We start from the raw sequence: 14,453 nt of genomic DNA, 5'->3' as shown, positions 1-14,453 counted from the left end.
CGGACGGGCGTGGCGAGGTGCGTAGGAGCGGCAGAGCAGGCTCATAGGGTCCCCACAAGCGCGAGCCGGACCGTGGGTGGCATGACGACCTCGACCCTCCGGCGCAGCGCCCGCCGTCTCACCGCCCCCCACGAGAAGCCCACGGCGGCAAGGCCCGACACCGAGCGGCGAGCGGCCCGCCTGTGGCGCGGCCCGGCCGAGGACCCGAGCTGGGCCCGCCCGTCGCTGGTGATCCTGCTGTGCGCGACCGCGGCCTTCTACCTCTACGACCTGACCAGCTCCGGGTGGGCCAACGCCTTCTACTCCGCCGCGGCCCAGGCCGGCGGCGAGTCGTGGAAGGCCTTCTTCTACGGCAGCTCCGACGCCGCGAACGCCATCACGGTGGACAAGCCGCCGGCGTCGCTGTGGGCCATGGCCCTGTCGGTGCGGGTCCTCGGGCTGAGCTCGTTCGCGATCCTGCTGCCCGAGGTCCTCATGGGGGTGGCGTCGGTGGGGGTCCTCTACGCCACGGTCAAGCGGCACTTCGGCGCCGCCGCGGGCCTGATCGCCGGGGCGACGCTGGCGCTCACACCGGTCGCGACGCTGATGTTCCGGTTCAACAACCCGGACGCGCTGCTGGTGCTGCTCATGACCCTCGGCGCCTGGGCCACCGTCAAGGCCGTCGACGAGGGCCGCGCCCGCTGGCTTCTCGCCGCCGGCGCCTTCCTCGGCCTCGGCTTCCTCACCAAGACCCTCCAGGTCTTCCTGGTCGTGCCGGCGCTCGCGGCCGCCTACCTCCTGGCCGCCGACACGACGCTCGGCCGCCGCATCACCCACCTGGTCGCGGCCGGGGCGGCCCTGGTCCTCTCCGCCGGGTGGTGGGTCGCGATCGTCGAGCTCGTGCCCGCCTCGGCCCGGCCGTACATCGGCGGGTCCCAGACCAACTCCTTCCTCGAGCTGACCTTCGGCTACAACGGACTCGGCCGCCTCACGGGCGACGAGGCGGGATCCGTCGGCGGCGGCAACGGGTGGGGCCAGACCGGCCTGACCCGCCTGTTCGACGCCGAGATCGGCGGCCAGATCTCCTGGCTGATGCCCTCCGCGCTGCTGCTGCTCGTCACCGGGCTCGTGATGCGCGGGCGCCGCCCCCGCACCGACGGCCGGCGCGCCCAGCTGATCGTGTGGGGCGGCTGGCTCGTGGTCACGGCCCTCACCTTCAGCTTCATGGCCGGCATCTTCCACGCCTACTACACCGTGGCCCTCGCCCCGGCCGTGGCCGCGGTGGTCGCCATCGGCGCCACCCTCGCCTGGGAGCGCCGCGACCGGTTCGGTATGACGACCCTCTCGGCCGCCACCGCCATCGCCTCGGCCTGGTCCTTCGTCCTGCTCGCCCGCTCGGCGGACTTCCTGCCGTGGCTGCGGTGGGTCGTGGTCGTCCTCGGGCTCGCCGCCGCCCTGCTCCTGCTGGTGCTCGACCGGATCCACGCCTCGGCCGTCAGGGTCGTGGCCGGAGCCGCCGTCGTCGCCGTCCTTGCCGGGCCCGCGGCCTACAGCGCGCAGACGGTGACCACCGCGCACACCGGTTCGATCGTGACCGCCGGCCCGTCGACCGGCTCCGGCATGGGCGGAGCCGGTCGACCTGGCGGAGCCGGTGGACCCGGCGGAGCCGGTGGACCGGCCGGTGCCGGTAGGCCCGGCGCGGCCGGTGCCGGTGGGCCCGGCGGGATGGCCGGCGGCATGGGTGGCCTGCTCGGCGCCAGCACCCCCTCCACTGAGGTCGTGAGCGCGCTGTCCGCCGACGCCGACCGCTACACCTGGGTGGCCGCCGCGGTCGGGTCGCAGAACGCCGCCGGCCTGCAGCTCGCCACCGGTCAGCCGGTGATGGCGCTCGGCGGCTTCAACGGCACCGACCCGTCGCCCACGCTGGCGCAGCTCCAGGCCTATGTCGCCTCGGGCCAGATCCACTACCTGCTCGCCTCGGGCGGGATGGGCGGCTCGTCGACCGAGACGTCCACCACGAGCCAGATCCTCGCGTGGGCCGCCGCGAGCTACCAGACGGTGAGCATCGACGGGACGACCTTCTACGACCTCACCCAGCCGCTGGCGGCGTCCTGACCAGGCGCCGGGCTCCGGCATACCCCTCGCGCTCGTCACCCCCCGGAGAGGACCGACCGATGACCACCCCGACCACCTCGACCGCCCCGCCTGTCGACGAGCACGGCCGGCGACGGCCAGGGGCCGAGCTGGCCACGCAGCTGGGCAGGTTCGCCACGATCGGCGTCGCCAGCACGGTGCTGCACCTCGGCCTGTTCGCGGCCCTGACGGGCGTGCTCGGCGCCCTGGCGGCCAACCTGGTCGCGCTGCTCGTGTCGACCGTGCTCAACACGGCGGCCAACCGCGCCTGGACCTTCGAGGTGCGGGGCCGGCAGGACGCGCTGCGGCACCAGCTGCAGGGGATGGCGGTGTTCGCGGTCACGTGGGGGCTGACGAGCCTGGCGCTGCTCGCGCTGCACGTGACCGCGCCCACCGCGTCGGCCGGCGTGCAGACCACCGTCGTGGCGGTCGCCAACGTCGCGTCGACGGTCGTGAGGTTCGTCGCGCTGCGCCGCTGGATGTCCTGACTCAGCCCGCGAAGCGCCGCAGCTCGTGCCGGGCCACGGCCATGAGGTGGACCTCGTCCGGCCCGTCCGCGATGTGCATCTGGCGGGCGTAGGCGTTGAGCTCCCCCAGCGGCGAGTCCTGCGACAGACCCAGCGCGCCGTGCGCCTGGATCGCCCGGTCGACCACGGTGCTGGCCATCGAGGGCGCCACGACCTTGAGCGCGGAGATCGCCGCGGCGGAGTCCTGGTCGTCCTGGTGGTCCAGCGACCACGCCGCGCGGTAGGCGAGCCAGCGGGCCTGGTCGATCGCCACGCGGGACTGGGCGACCCACTCCTGCACGAGACCGTGCTGCGCCAGCGGCCGCCCGAAGGCCACCCGTCGCGGCACGCGCTCGGCCATCAGGTCGAAGGCGCGCTCGGCCACCCCGACGAGCTTGAGGCAGTGCGTCAGACGGGTGGGCGCCATGCGGGCCTGCGCCAGCGCGTAGCCGCGGTGCAGCGAGCCCACGACATTGGCCAGCGGCACCCGCACGTCCTCGAAGGCGACCTCCCCGTGCCCCCCGGTGAACGGGTCGTCGTAGCCCAGCACCGACATCGACCTCACGACCCGCACGCCGGGGGTGTCCCGCGGCACGATCACGACCGAGTGCTGCAGGTGCCGCTGCCCGCGGGGGTTGGACTTGCCCATCACGAGCATCACGCGGCAGTCGGGAGCCATGGCCCCGCTCGACCACCACTTGCGGCCGTTGATCACGACCTCCTGGGTCTGCTCGTCGACCTCGATCGACGTCGAGATGTTGCCGGCGTCGGACGACGCGACGTCGGGCTCGGTCATCGCGAAGGACGAGCGGATCTCGCCGGCCGCCAGCGGTGCGAGCCAGCGCTCCTGCTGCTCCGGCGAGCCGTAGCGCAGCAGCAGCTCCATGTTGCCCACGTCGGGGCTGTTGGCGTTGATGGCCTCCGGGGCCAGGTGCGGCGACCGTCCCGACAGCTCGACGACGGGGGCGAGGTCGAGGTGGCTCAGCCCGGCGCCGTAGGGAGCCGGGAGCCCGAGGTTCCACAGGCCCGCGGCCCGAGCCTCGTCCGCCAGCCGCGACATGACGGCGGGCCGGGTCCAGCGGTGCTCGGCGTCGAGCTCGGCGACCTCCCGACGGGCCACGGCCTCGGCGGGATACACCTCCCGCTGGAGGAAGTCGGCCATCCGGTCGCGCCACTGCTCCTGCACCGGAGACAAAGAGAAGTCCATGTCATCACGGTAAGCCGTGCCTCACCCCGCCCATGACCGGGGTCTCATCCCGGACCGAGTGCCCGTATGCCGAGACGGCGGCCGGGTCGGCATACGGGCGGGAGGACGCGAGGCGGGCAGAGACGAGAGCCCCCGACCACGATGGTCGGGGGCTCTCGGTCCCTGGTGAGGGTGGTGGCGGAGGTGGCGGGATTTGAACCCGCGAGAGGTTTTCAACCTCAACCCGCTTAGCAGGCGGGCGCACTAGGCCACTATGCGACACCTCCAGTGCAACCCGCACAGGCTACCGGTCGGGCGCGCGCAGGACCAAAACGCCCGCACCGCGGCTGGGTCAGCTCTTGCTGGTGTCGCTGCACACGTCGTCGCTAGCCACCTTGGCTTCCAACGTGGGCGTGCTCGAGGTGGTGCTGCCCGGCACCGGGGCCGCCGTGATCGGCTGCGCGGGCAGCGGCGCCTGGCCCGCGCGGTTGGGCACCGCCACGACCCTGGGGGCGCCGCGCCCGACGGACACCCGCACGGAGCTGCCGGCGGCGCCGTCGGCCTTGAGGATGGCGCCGGGGAACGCCAGCGCCACCTCCTGGGCCTGCGCGAGCTGGGACGCCGTGTGGTGCACGACCACGCCGTTGCTCGGCGCGGCGGCCGCGGTCACCGCACCGACGGTGAAGCCCTGCACGCGCAGCGCCTGCGCCACCTGGCCACCGAGGCCGGCGGTGCCCGAGGCGTTCTCGACGGCCACCGAGACCGAGCTGGGCGCCACGGCCGGGGTCGAGCTGGCGGCGGCGGAGGCCGATCCCGAGGCTCCGGTCGTGCCGGGCCACGGCTCGTCCTTGCGGAGGATCTCCCAGAGGGGCCCCGCGGCGGCGCTCAGCTGCACGCGCTCCTTGTCCTGGGGGTAGGGCTCGATCGGCGCCGTGATGAATCGGATGTTGGCCGGCCTGATCTCACGCAGCTGCGCCGCCAGGCCGGACAGGGCGGAGACGTTGGCGAGCTCGGCGTCGGTCTTGAGGGACCGGGTGGCCGCGTCCAGGACGTTGTAGAGCCGCGGCGGGTTGAGGAGCACGCCGGTCGAGGTCGCCTGGCGCACCACGGCCGCGAGGAAGTCCTGCTGCAGCTTGACGCGTCCGGTGTCCGAGCCGTCACCGACCCCGTGCCGTGTGCGCACGAACGCGAGCGCCTGCTCGCCGTTGAGCCTGTGCCGTCCGGCGGCCAGGTCGAGGCCGCTGTACTTGTCCTTGACCGGTGAGGTCGTGCAGATCTCGACCGTGCCGAGGGCGTCCACGATGTTCTTGAAGCCGGTGAAGTCCACGGTCATGACGTGATCGATCGAGATGCCGGTGTTCTGCATGACGGTGGCCACGACGCAGGTGACGCCCCCGTCCTCGATGTTGGAGTTGAACATCCGCTTGGTCCACCGGCTCACCGGCGCGTCGATGACGCATCCGGGGCCGGCGCCGGTCTGCGTCGACGTGGCCGCGGTGGCGGGCGTGGTCGACGAGGTGGCCGCCCTCGGCGTCGCGGCGGAGGAGGCCGACGCGGACGACTCACCCTGGCGGGGCGGGGCAGGGATCATGGCGTCGCGGGGGATGGACACCACGACGGCCGAGCGCCGGTCGGCGGCCAGGTGCACGAGCATCGTCGTGTCCGAGCGCAGCCCCGGGTCCTCGGTGGGGTCGCCATACGCGCTGTTGGCACCCTCACGGGTGTCGACCCCCATGACCAGGAGGTTCATGGCGGTGTGGCCCGTGGTCGGGTCGGTGGTGGCGCCCGGCGCGGGCTTGAGGAGGTTGTCGGTGATGTCCAGCGACGAGAGGTTGCCGTTCAGTCGGTATGCCGCGTACAGCCCGCCGCCGACGACCACCGCCAGGACGACGACGAGCGCGATGACGATCCCCTTGAGGATCGGACGCCGGCGCCGCAGGGCGCGCAGCTCTCGTCGGGTGAGATCGGAAGGCAGCGAGGACTCCGGGGTGCTGGAGCCGTCCGGTGCCGATCCACCCGGCGTCGAGGCCGCCGAGCCCGGGCGTGCGGACTCGTCAGGATCCTTCACGGGGCGACCTTTCAGGTTGGCGACGGCAGGCTTTGGCCGACCAGACTTCGGCCGAGTGTATCGACGCAGCCTGGGCAAACCCTCCTGTTGACGCCGAGAACCCCCGACAGGTCGTCTGTCGGGGGTCCTGGTCTCCGGGTCCGGCTCCGTGGGAGCCGGTCAGCGCCGGAGGAGATCGATGAGGATCAGATGGGGCGGACGGCGTCCGCCTGCGGGCCCTTGGGGCCCTGGGTGACCTCGAACTCGACGCGCTGCGCCTCGTCGAGGCTGCGGTAGCCGTTGCTCTGGATCGCGGAGTAGTGGACGAACACGTCCGGACCGCCACCATCCTGAGCGATGAAGCCGAAGCCCTTCTCAGCGTTGAACCACTTAACGGTGCCCTGTGCCATGGGTATTACTACTTTCGTTATGTCTGGCTATGACCGGGGAGCAGGATGCGCCCCGTCCAGATTGCCTTACCCCCCACGTCACGGGACATGCCCGTCCTTCGTGAACGACCCCCGCGCGGCCAGCCGGTGGGGCCGGGAGGCGGAGGGCTACATCTACGTCTTGCGAGGAACTGCTTCAGCAACCGTGCCCCAACCTACCACCGGGGCGGTCCGCTGTGATCCCCAGGAGGTGAACAATCGGTGACTGCGTCGATCCGCCGCCCCGACCTGGCGGAGGGCGTGGGATTCGAACCCACGAACGGCTTGCACCGTTAGCGGTTTTCAAGACCGCCGCACTAGGCCACTATGCGAGCCCTCCCGACCCGCAGCTGCGTGCGGGACCCGCACAGACTACCGGTCCGGCAAAAAGTCGGGCCTAGGGTCATAAGGCGGAGCCGCTCGGGGCATGGAGACGACAAGCGTTCACTCCTACCGGAAGGATCCATCATGCTCAACAAGCTCAGCTTCCTCGCCGGCGTCGGCGCCGGGTACGTCCTCGGTGCCCGTGGCGGTCGTGGGCAGTACGACGCGCTCGTGCAGCGGTCGACCTCGGCCCTGCAGAACCCGTCCGTCCAGAGCAAGATCGCGGAGGCCGCGCAGGCCGTCAAGGCGCAGACCCCGCCGCAGGCGCACGGGCTGGTCGACAAGGCCGTGGGTGCGGTCTCCGGCGGCACCGCCCCGGCGTCGACCTCGACCTCCCCCTCCGCCTCCACGACCGGCGTCACCCCCACCACCGACGGCCGCATCGGCTGACACCGCACGGCTGACGTCGACGACCGCCTCGGCGGTCACCCCGAACCCCTAGGAGAGACTCCACATGCAGAAGCGACTGATGTTCATCGCCGGCGCCGGCCTCGGCTACGTCCTCGGCGCCCGCGCCGGCCAGGGCCGCTACCAGCAGATCAAGTCCCAGGCGGACACCGTCTGGAACGACCCCCGCGTCCAGGAGAAGGTCGCCCTCGCGACGGACGCCGTCAAGGAGAAGGCCCCCGTCGTGCAGGCCAAGGCCCAGGAGGCCGCCGCCGCCGCCCAGGCCAAGGCGCAGGAGGCGGCCGGTGCCGCCCAGGCCAAGGCCCAGGGTGCCGCGGCCACCGCCAGGTCCAAGGTCACCGGGGACCACTCCGGCAACCAGATCGGGGTCGAGAGCTCGAGCGACGTGGAGCCGCAGACCGTCAAGTACGAGTCCGGTCACTGACCGAGGGCCCTGCCCGCACGACGGAGGCGCCGCACCCCGCGCGGGGGTGCGGCGCCTCCGTCGTGCGCGTGACCGGACCGCCCGGTCGCGCGGCGGCCCGGTCCAGGGCGGCTAGATCCAGACGGCGGGATCGTCATACATCGCGTCGGTCGGGCTCTGGTCCGGCCCCGGGATCCGCACCTGCGCGGGGATGCCGACGGCGACGGCGTTGGCCGGGACGTCCTTGACCACCACGGCGTTGGCGCCGACCTGCGCACCGTCGCCCAGCGTGATGGCGCCGAGGACGCGGGCGCCCGACCCGATCGTGACACCGTTGCCCAGCGTGGGGTGACGCTTGCCCTTGGCGAGCGAGCGGCCCCCGAGGTTGACGCTGTTGTAGAGCATGCAGTCGTCGCCGATCTCGGCCGTCTCGCCGATGACGACGCCCATGCCGTGGTCGATGAAGAACCGCCGACCGATCGTCGCGCCCGGGTGGATCTCCACGCCGGTCAGGGCCCGCGTCACGTTGGACAGCAGGCGCGCCGGCAGCCGCAGCGACGGGCGCTGCCACAGCTGGTGCGTCACACGGTGGGACCACACCGCGTGCAGGCCCGGCGAGACCAGGGCCATCTGCAGGCGACCGGTCGCCGCCGGGTCCCTCTCGATCGCCGCGTCGAGGTCCTCCAGGACCCCGGCCACGAAGCCCACGCCACCCTGACGCTGGGTCACGAGCGGGGCGAGGTTGACGTCGGCCTTGGCGCGGTGGGCCGCGGCGGTGGTGAAGGTCGTCATGTCATCAGCTCATCTCGTGTGGCGGCGGGTGGTTCGGCATACGGCCGATCAGGAGGTGATGCCCTCGAACAGCACGGTGGACAGGTAGCGCTCACCGAAGGAGGGGATGATGACCACGATCGTCTTGCCGGCGTTCTCGGGCCGGGCGGCGACCTGGGCGGCGGCGTAGAGCGCGGCGCCGGAGGACAGACCGACGAGCAGGCCCTCCTGGGTCGCGGCCTTGCGGGCCCACTCGACCGACTGGTCGATGTTGACGTCGATGACCTCGTCGTAGATCTCGGTGTCGAGGACCTCGGGGACGAAGTTGGCACCGATGCCCTGGATCTTGTGCGGACCGGCCTGACCGCCGTTGAGGATGGCGGACTCGGCGGGCTCGACGGCGATCATCTGCACGCCGGGCTTGCGCTCCTTGAGCACCTGGCCGACGCCGGTGATGGTCCCGCCGGTGCCGATACCCGCGACCACGATGTCGACCTTGCCGTCGGTGTCGGCCCAGATCTCCTCGGCCGTCGTGCGGCGGTGGATCTCGGGGTTGGCGGCGTTCGCGAACTGACGCGCCAGCACGCCCTGCCGCTCGGCGACGATCTCCTCGGCCTTGTTGACGGCGCCCTTCATGCCCTCCGAGCCCGGGGTGAGGACCAGCTCGGCGCCGTACGCCTTGAGCAGGGCCTTGCGCTCGGCACTCATGGTCTCCGGCATGGTCAGGACGACCTTGTAGCCGCGGGCCGCACCCACCATGGCCAGCGCGATCCCGGTGTTGCCCGAGGTCGCCTCGACGATGGTGCCGCCCGGCTCGAGCTCGCCGGACTGCTCGGCCGCGTCCACGATGGCCACGCCGATCCGATCCTTCACCGAGTTCGCGGGGTTGTAGAACTCGAGCTTCGCCGCGACGGTGGTGCCGCTGTCCTTGGTGTCGATGATGCGGTTGATGCGCACCAGGGGGGTGCGTCCGACGATGGAAGTGACGTCGTCGTGGATGGGCATGGGGCGTTCTCCGCTCTCTCGATGGCTGAAGGCCGCGTGGGCCCTGTCGTGTTCTCGTCCGCGGCAACGTCCGGGACGAGAAGGTGATTCCCACGTTATCGCTTGTCCAACATTGTGTTATGCCACGCGGGATGACGCAGCCGCATCCCAGGGACCGGACCCGACCGGGCTAGCGATCCCCGTCACACATCACTCGTCAGACGTGCCGCCATGTCACTACCCGACCGTAGGATCACCGCATGTCAGCGCTGCAGACCACAGCCCTCGTGCTGTGCTTCGTGATCCCGAGCATCGGGTGGATCCTGCTCTTCCGGCAGGTGTTCCGGTTCACCAGGCTCTTTCGCACCGGCCGGCCCGACCCGACGCGCACCGGCGAGCCGGCCAAGCGGACGATGACCCTGGTCCGCGAGTTCCTGGGCCACACGCGCATGGCGCGGCTGCCCTGGGTCTCCATAGCGCACTGGTTCACGGCGCTGTCCTTCCTCATCCTGTTCGCGACGCTGGTCAACGCCTTCTTCCAGCTCATCTGGCCGGACTTCCGGCTGCCGATCATCGGCACCTTCCCGCCCTTCGAGTGGCTGATCGAGCTCTTCACGGTCGGCGGCTTCCTCGGGATCATCCTGCTGATCGTGGTGCGCCAGCGTCAGCACCCGCGCAGCGCCGCCGGCGAGCACGGCCGCCGCAGCCGCTTCTTCGGGTCGACCTGGTGGCAGGCCTACTACGTCGAGGTCACGATCCTCGCGGTCACCATCTGCATCGCGCTGCTGCGCACCCTCGAGGCCGCCCACGTCGAGCGCCTGCACCCGGGCACCAACATCGCGCTCCACTTCCCGCTGACAGGGTGGATGCGCGGCATGTGGGGCGGTCTGAGCATCGCCGGGATCGAGGAGGCGATCTACCTCGTCGCGATGATCAAGATCCTCGTGTCCTTCGCCTGGATGATCACCATCGCCCTGCAGCCCACCATGGGCGTGGCCTGGCACCGCTTCCTCGCCTTCTTCAACATTTGGTTCAAGCGCAACGCCGACGGGCGGACCGCGCTGGGCGCGCTGCAGCCCATGACCATCGACGGCAAGCCCTTCTCCATGGACGCCGTGGAGGAGATGGACGAGGACACCTCGATGGGTGTCGCCAAGGCCGAGGACCTCACCTGGAAGCAGCTGCTCGACGTCACCACCTGCACCGAGTGCGGCCGCTGCCAGTCGCAGTGCCCCGCGTGGAACACCGACAAGCCCCTGTCCCCCAAGCTGCTCGTGATGACGCTGCGCGACCACGCGCACGCCAAGGCACCGTGGATGATGGCCTCGGAGGAGGCCCGGGCGGGGCTGCCGGAGCACACCAAGGCGCTCGCGCACATGCCCCTCGTCGGCCAGACCGGGTATGACATGGAGCACCCCCTCACGGCATACGACGCACTCGGCCCCGAGGCCGTCATCGACGAGGACGTGCTGTGGTCCTGCACGACCTGCGGCGCGTGCGTCGAGCAGTGCCCCGTCGACATCGAGCACGTGGACACCATCGTCGACCTGCGGCGCAACCAGGTGCTGATCGAGTCGGCCTTCCCCGCCGAGCTGGGCGGACTCTTCAAGAACATGGAGTCCAAGGGCAACCCTTGGGGCATGGCGCAGCGCGCCCGCCTCGACTGGGCCAAGGACCTGCCGTTCCCGGTCAAGCAGGTCGGCAAGGACGTCGAGGACCTGTCCGAGGTCGACTACCTCTTCTGGGTGGGCTGCGCCGGTGCCTTCGAGGACCGCGCCAAGAAGACCTCGCGCGCCGTTGCCGAGCTCCTGGACACCGCGGGTGTCAGCTTCGCCGTGCTGGGTGACGGCGAGACCTGCACCGGTGACTCCGCCCGCCGCGCGGGCAACGAGGTCCTCTTCCAGATGCTCGCGCAGCAGAACGTCGAGCAGCTCAACGAGGCCGGTGCGACGAAGATCGTCGTGACCTGCGCCCACTGCTTCAACACCATCAAGAACGAGTACCCACAGGTCGGCGGCAGCTACGAGGTGCTGCACCACACGCAGCTGCTCAACCGTCTCGTGCGCGAGAAGCGCCTCGTGCCGGTGTCGCGCCCGGCCGAGGACGCGCGCAAGTCCACCGCCAAGAACCCCGCCTCGAGCGCACCCGTCGTGACCTACCACGACCCCTGCTACCTGGGGCGGCACAACAACGTCTATGCCCCACCCCGCGAGCTCATCGGTTCGCTCCCCGGCGTCGAGCTGCGCGAGATGCCCCGCCACGGCGAGACGTCCTTCTGCTGCGGCGCCGGCGGTGCCCGCATGTGGATGGAGGAGAAGCTCGGCACCCGCATCAACATGAACCGCACCGAGGAGGCGCTCGCCACGGGCGCCGACCGGATCGCGGTGGGCTGCCCCTTCTGCCGCGTCATGCTCTCCGACGGCGTCACCGCCAAGGAGGCCGACGATGCCTCCGTCGAGCAGGTGGAGGTCGTCGACGTCGCGCAGATGCTGCTCGCTGCGGTCCGGCGCGGCGACGAGGTCGAGGCTCCCGTCGAGGAGGCGGCAGCGGCAGCGGCGGCGGCCACGGCCACCGGGGCGGCCGGGGTCGCTGCGGACGGCGCGCCCGAGGGCATCAAGCCGGACCGCGACGACCGGCAGACGCAGACGTCCCCGACGCAGGAGGCCGCGGCCGAGGAGCAGGAGGAGGTGCGCGTCCCGGACGAGAACGACCAGGAGGCGGTCCACGCCGCCAACGTCGCCGACCCCTGGGACGACGACGACGACACGGGCACCGCCGCACCGGCACCGGCCGCCCAGACCCAGCCCGACCCGGAGCCGACCCCGGCTCCCACCACCAACGACGTCGCCGACCCCTGGGACGACGAGGACGACGGCGACGACACGGCCACCACCGCACCGGCACCGGCCGCCCAGACCCAGCCCGACCCAGAGCCGACCCCGGCTCCCACCAACGACGTCGCCGACCCCTGGGACGACGACGACACGGCCACCGCCGCACCGGCACCGGCCGCCCAGACCCAGCCCGACCCAGAGCCGACCCCGGTCACCACCACCAACGACGTCGCCGACCCCTGGGACGACGACGACACGGCCACCGCCGCACCGGCACCGGCCGCCCAGACCCAGCCCGACCCAGAGCCCGCGCCTGGGAAGGAGTCCAAGCCCACGCCGGCGGCGACGCCCGACGCCGCGAAGCCGGAGATCGTCATACCCCCGGGCGACCGGGTAAAGGACCCCTGGGACGACGACGACACGGCCACCACCGCACCGACACCGGCCGCCCAGACCCAGCCCGACCCAGAGCCGACCCCGGCTCCCACCACCAACGACGTCGCCGACCCCTGGGACGACGACGACACGGCCACCACCGCACCGACACCGGCCGCCCAGACCCAGCCCGACCCAGAGCCGACCCCGGTCACCACCACCAACGACGTCGCCGACCCCTGGGACGACGACGACGACACGGCCACCGCCGCACCGGCACCGGCCGCCCAGACCCAGCCCGACCCAGAGCCCGCGCCTGGGAAGGAGTCCAAGCCCACGCCGGCGGCGACGCCCGACGCCGCGAAGCCGGAGATCGTCATACCCCCGGGCGACCAGGTAAAGGACCCCTGGGACGAGGACTGAGGACTGACCCGAGGCGAGAGGGGCGTGGCCATGGCCGCGCCCCTCTCGCTTCCTCCCCCCACCTTCTGACGGCACAAAGTGAGCCCCCAGCCCACGACCCCCCGCCCACGACTCCCGGACGGCACCGAGCGGTCGCACATGCGCACGACACGCCGCGACTCGCGAGATCTGCGCCCCCTCGGCGGGCAAACTGCCACGCGACCATGCCGGTGGGGAGCCCGCACACCTACCCGCTCCCGTGGGGCACGTTCGGCGCAGATCCGGCACGCCACCTATCGTGAGCCGAGGCCGTCCCCCACCTGCCGACGGAGGATCCATGACGATCTGCCTTGCCTACGCCCCCACCGAGCCGGGTCGTGCAGCGCTGCGCCACTGCGTGGCCGAGGCCCGGGCGATGGGCTGCGACGTCATCGTCGTGAACGCCGCCCGTGACTGGCACGACACCCCCGCGGAGCTCGATGAGGAGGCGGTCCGAGAGGTCGAGCGGCAGCTCGACGGGGCAGGGATCGACTGGCGGTGGCGCCAGGGGGAGCACGGGTTGCGCGGGGCCGACGAGATCCTCACCGCGATCGAGGAGGCCGACGTGACGATGGTGGTCATCGGCGTCACCGACCGCTCCCACGTGCAGAAGCGGATCGTCAGCGACACCACCAAGCAGGTGCTGCTGGACGCGGCGTGCGCCGTGCTGGCGGTCCGGGCCGAGCACGAGGCCCCGACCACCTTGGCCTGACGTTGCTCAGGTCAGCTCGGAGCGGTGGAAGTTGTGGAACGACCGGCTGGCGGTCGGGCCGCGCTGTCCCTGGTAGTGCGACCCGTAGACCGCGCTGCCGTAGGGGTGCTCGGAGGCCGAGGTCAGCCGCATGAAGCAGAGCTGGCCGACCTTCATGCCGGGCCACAGCACGATGGGGAGCGTGGCGACGTTGGACAGCTCCAGGGTGACGTGCCCGGAGAACCCGGGGTCGACGAACCCGGCGGTGGCGTGCGTCAGCAGGCCGAGCCGGCCGAGGGAGGACTTGCCCTCCACCCGCGCAGCCAGGTCGTCCGGCAGCGTGACCGCCTCGAGCGTCGACCCGAGGACGAACTCCCCCGGGTGCAGGACGAAGCCCTCACCGGCCTCGACCTCGACGAGCCGGGTCAGCTCAGGCTGGTCCTGGGCGGGGTCGATGACCGGGTACTTGTGGTTGTCGAACAGCCGGAAGTAACGGTCCAGGCGCACGTCCACGCTCGACGGCTGGACCATCTCGGGGTCGTAGGGGTCCAGGACCACCCGGCCCTGGTCGATCTGGGCCCGGATGTCACGGTCGGAGAGCAGCACGACGGCCACGCTACCGCTCACGGTGACGCCGGCGGGTCGACGACTCGGCGGCGGCGGTGACGGTCGGGCGGTTCGGTGACGGGAACCGCTCCGGGATTGGGTATGCTGGCTCCCACGTCAGCACGCAGGTGCTGCCCGCGGGTGTAGTTCAATGGCAGAACAGCAGCTTCCCAAGCTGCCAGTGCGAGTTCGATTCTCGTCACCCGCTCCAGATGTCCGGCTCGTGCCGATTTCCCCTTCACCTCGTCCCTGATCTGTGGGTTCGCGTGATTCCCCG

General features: G+C 71.6%; 12 protein-coding genes and 3 tRNA genes. 7 read left to right on the top strand and 8 right to left on the bottom strand.

Going from position 1 to position 14,453, the window contains the following annotated elements:
• Positions 1-81: 81 nt before the first annotated feature.
• Positions 82-2,094, top strand: coding sequence for an ArnT family glycosyltransferase (locus tag ACF3NS_RS05160; RefSeq protein ID WP_392468244.1), 2,013 nt, complete (start codon positions 82-84; stop codon positions 2,092-2,094).
• A gap of 59 nt (positions 2,095-2,153) precedes the next feature.
• The gene (locus ACF3NS_RS05155) at positions 2,154-2,600 is read left to right on the top strand and encodes a GtrA family protein (protein ID WP_154593928.1); all 447 of its coding nucleotides are present in this window, start codon (positions 2,154-2,156) and stop codon (positions 2,598-2,600) included.
• A gap of 1 nt (position 2,601) precedes the next feature.
• On the opposite strand, the gene ACF3NS_RS05150 is transcribed toward ACF3NS_RS05155, so the two are convergent.
• The 5 genes from ACF3NS_RS05150 to ACF3NS_RS05130 all read right to left on the bottom strand — a co-directional run bounded on the left by ACF3NS_RS05150 (position 2,602) and on the right by ACF3NS_RS05130 (position 6,619).
• Entirely contained in the window at positions 2,602-3,825 is a 1,224-nt protein-coding gene (locus ACF3NS_RS05150; RefSeq protein ID WP_154593929.1) for an acyl-CoA dehydrogenase family protein, read from the bottom strand.
• 175 nt (positions 3,826-4,000) lie between these two features.
• Positions 4,001-4,091 (bottom strand) — tRNA-Ser (locus ACF3NS_RS05145).
• Positions 4,092-4,156: 65 nt separating this feature from the next.
• Positions 4,157-5,872: an LCP family protein gene (locus ACF3NS_RS05140; protein WP_288799825.1), complete on the bottom strand. Its 1,716-nt coding sequence runs from the start codon at positions 5,870-5,872 to the stop codon at positions 4,157-4,159.
• A gap of 185 nt (positions 5,873-6,057) precedes the next feature.
• Positions 6,058-6,261: a cold-shock protein gene (locus ACF3NS_RS05135; RefSeq protein WP_019285274.1), complete on the bottom strand. Its 204-nt coding sequence runs from the start codon at positions 6,259-6,261 to the stop codon at positions 6,058-6,060.
• Positions 6,262-6,529: 268 nt separating this feature from the next.
• Positions 6,530-6,619 (bottom strand) — tRNA-Ser (locus ACF3NS_RS05130).
• Between the two features lie 128 nt (positions 6,620-6,747).
• On the opposite strand from ACF3NS_RS05130, the gene ACF3NS_RS05125 reads away from it, so the two are divergent.
• Complete coding sequence (locus ACF3NS_RS05125) at positions 6,748-7,053, top strand: YtxH domain-containing protein (protein ID WP_392468241.1); 306 nt, start codon at positions 6,748-6,750, stop codon at positions 7,051-7,053.
• A gap of 64 nt (positions 7,054-7,117) precedes the next feature.
• Positions 7,118-7,495: a YtxH domain-containing protein gene (locus tag ACF3NS_RS05120; RefSeq protein ID WP_154593932.1), complete on the top strand. Its 378-nt coding sequence runs from the start codon at positions 7,118-7,120 to the stop codon at positions 7,493-7,495.
• Positions 7,496-7,606: 111 nt separating this feature from the next.
• On the opposite strand, the gene epsC is transcribed toward ACF3NS_RS05120, so the two are convergent.
• Positions 7,607-8,266 carry a serine O-acetyltransferase EpsC gene (gene epsC / locus ACF3NS_RS05115; protein WP_154593933.1) on the bottom strand — a complete coding sequence of 220 codons (660 nt, stop codon included), beginning with the start codon at positions 8,264-8,266 and terminating at the stop codon, positions 7,607-7,609.
• A gap of 48 nt (positions 8,267-8,314) precedes the next feature.
• Positions 8,315-9,250 (bottom strand): cysteine synthase A, encoded by a 936-nt coding sequence (gene cysK, locus ACF3NS_RS05110; protein ID WP_154593934.1) that lies wholly within the window; start codon positions 9,248-9,250, stop codon positions 8,315-8,317.
• Positions 9,251-9,489: 239 nt separating this feature from the next.
• On the opposite strand from cysK, the gene ACF3NS_RS05105 reads away from it, so the two are divergent.
• Together ACF3NS_RS05105 and ACF3NS_RS05100 are read left to right on the top strand one after the other, a co-directional pair.
• Positions 9,490-12,861 (top strand): heterodisulfide reductase-related iron-sulfur binding cluster, encoded by a 3,372-nt coding sequence (locus tag ACF3NS_RS05105; protein ID WP_392468237.1) that lies wholly within the window; start codon positions 9,490-9,492, stop codon positions 12,859-12,861.
• 316 nt (positions 12,862-13,177) lie between these two features.
• On the top strand, positions 13,178-13,591 hold the full coding sequence (locus tag ACF3NS_RS05100; RefSeq protein ID WP_392468235.1) for a universal stress protein: 414 nt from the start codon (positions 13,178-13,180) through the stop codon (positions 13,589-13,591).
• Between the two features lie 6 nt (positions 13,592-13,597).
• On the opposite strand, the gene dcd is transcribed toward ACF3NS_RS05100, so the two are convergent.
• Positions 13,598-14,176: a dCTP deaminase gene (gene dcd, locus ACF3NS_RS05095; protein ID WP_288799767.1), complete on the bottom strand. Its 579-nt coding sequence runs from the start codon at positions 14,174-14,176 to the stop codon at positions 13,598-13,600.
• A 137-nt stretch (positions 14,177-14,313) separates the two neighbouring features.
• On the opposite strand from dcd, the gene ACF3NS_RS05090 reads away from it, so the two are divergent.
• Positions 14,314-14,387 (top strand) — tRNA-Gly (locus tag ACF3NS_RS05090).
• Positions 14,388-14,453: the final 66 nt, after the last annotated feature.

This window comes from Arsenicicoccus cauae (assembly GCF_043162025.1).
GTDB lineage: Bacteria > Actinomycetota > Actinomycetes > Actinomycetales > Dermatophilaceae > Arsenicicoccus > Arsenicicoccus cauae.
This window is presented reverse-complemented; position numbering and strand designations above follow the sequence as displayed.

Bases quoted from the DNA above. Each gene is read 5' to 3' on its own strand.
- ACF3NS_RS05160 (WP_392468244.1), top strand. From the start codon at position 82: ATGACGACCTCGACCCTCCGGCGCAGCGCCCGCCGTCTCACCGCCCCC.
- ACF3NS_RS05155 (WP_154593928.1), top strand. From the start codon at position 2,154: ATGACCACCCCGACCACCTCGACCGCCCCGCCTGTCGACGAGCACGGC.
- ACF3NS_RS05150 (WP_154593929.1), bottom strand. From the start codon at position 3,825: ATGGACTTCTCTTTGTCTCCGGTGCAGGAGCAGTGGCGCGACCGGATG.
- ACF3NS_RS05135 (WP_019285274.1), bottom strand. From the start codon at position 6,261: ATGGCACAGGGCACCGTTAAGTGGTTCAACGCTGAGAAGGGCTTCGGC.
- ACF3NS_RS05125 (WP_392468241.1), top strand. From the start codon at position 6,748: ATGCTCAACAAGCTCAGCTTCCTCGCCGGCGTCGGCGCCGGGTACGTC.
- ACF3NS_RS05120 (WP_154593932.1), top strand. From the start codon at position 7,118: ATGCAGAAGCGACTGATGTTCATCGCCGGCGCCGGCCTCGGCTACGTC.
- epsC (WP_154593933.1), bottom strand. From the start codon at position 8,266: ATGACGACCTTCACCACCGCCGCGGCCCACCGCGCCAAGGCCGACGTC.
- cysK (WP_154593934.1), bottom strand. From the start codon at position 9,250: ATGCCCATCCACGACGACGTCACTTCCATCGTCGGACGCACCCCCCTG.
- ACF3NS_RS05105 (WP_392468237.1), top strand. From the start codon at position 9,490: ATGTCAGCGCTGCAGACCACAGCCCTCGTGCTGTGCTTCGTGATCCCG.
- ACF3NS_RS05100 (WP_392468235.1), top strand. From the start codon at position 13,178: ATGACGATCTGCCTTGCCTACGCCCCCACCGAGCCGGGTCGTGCAGCG.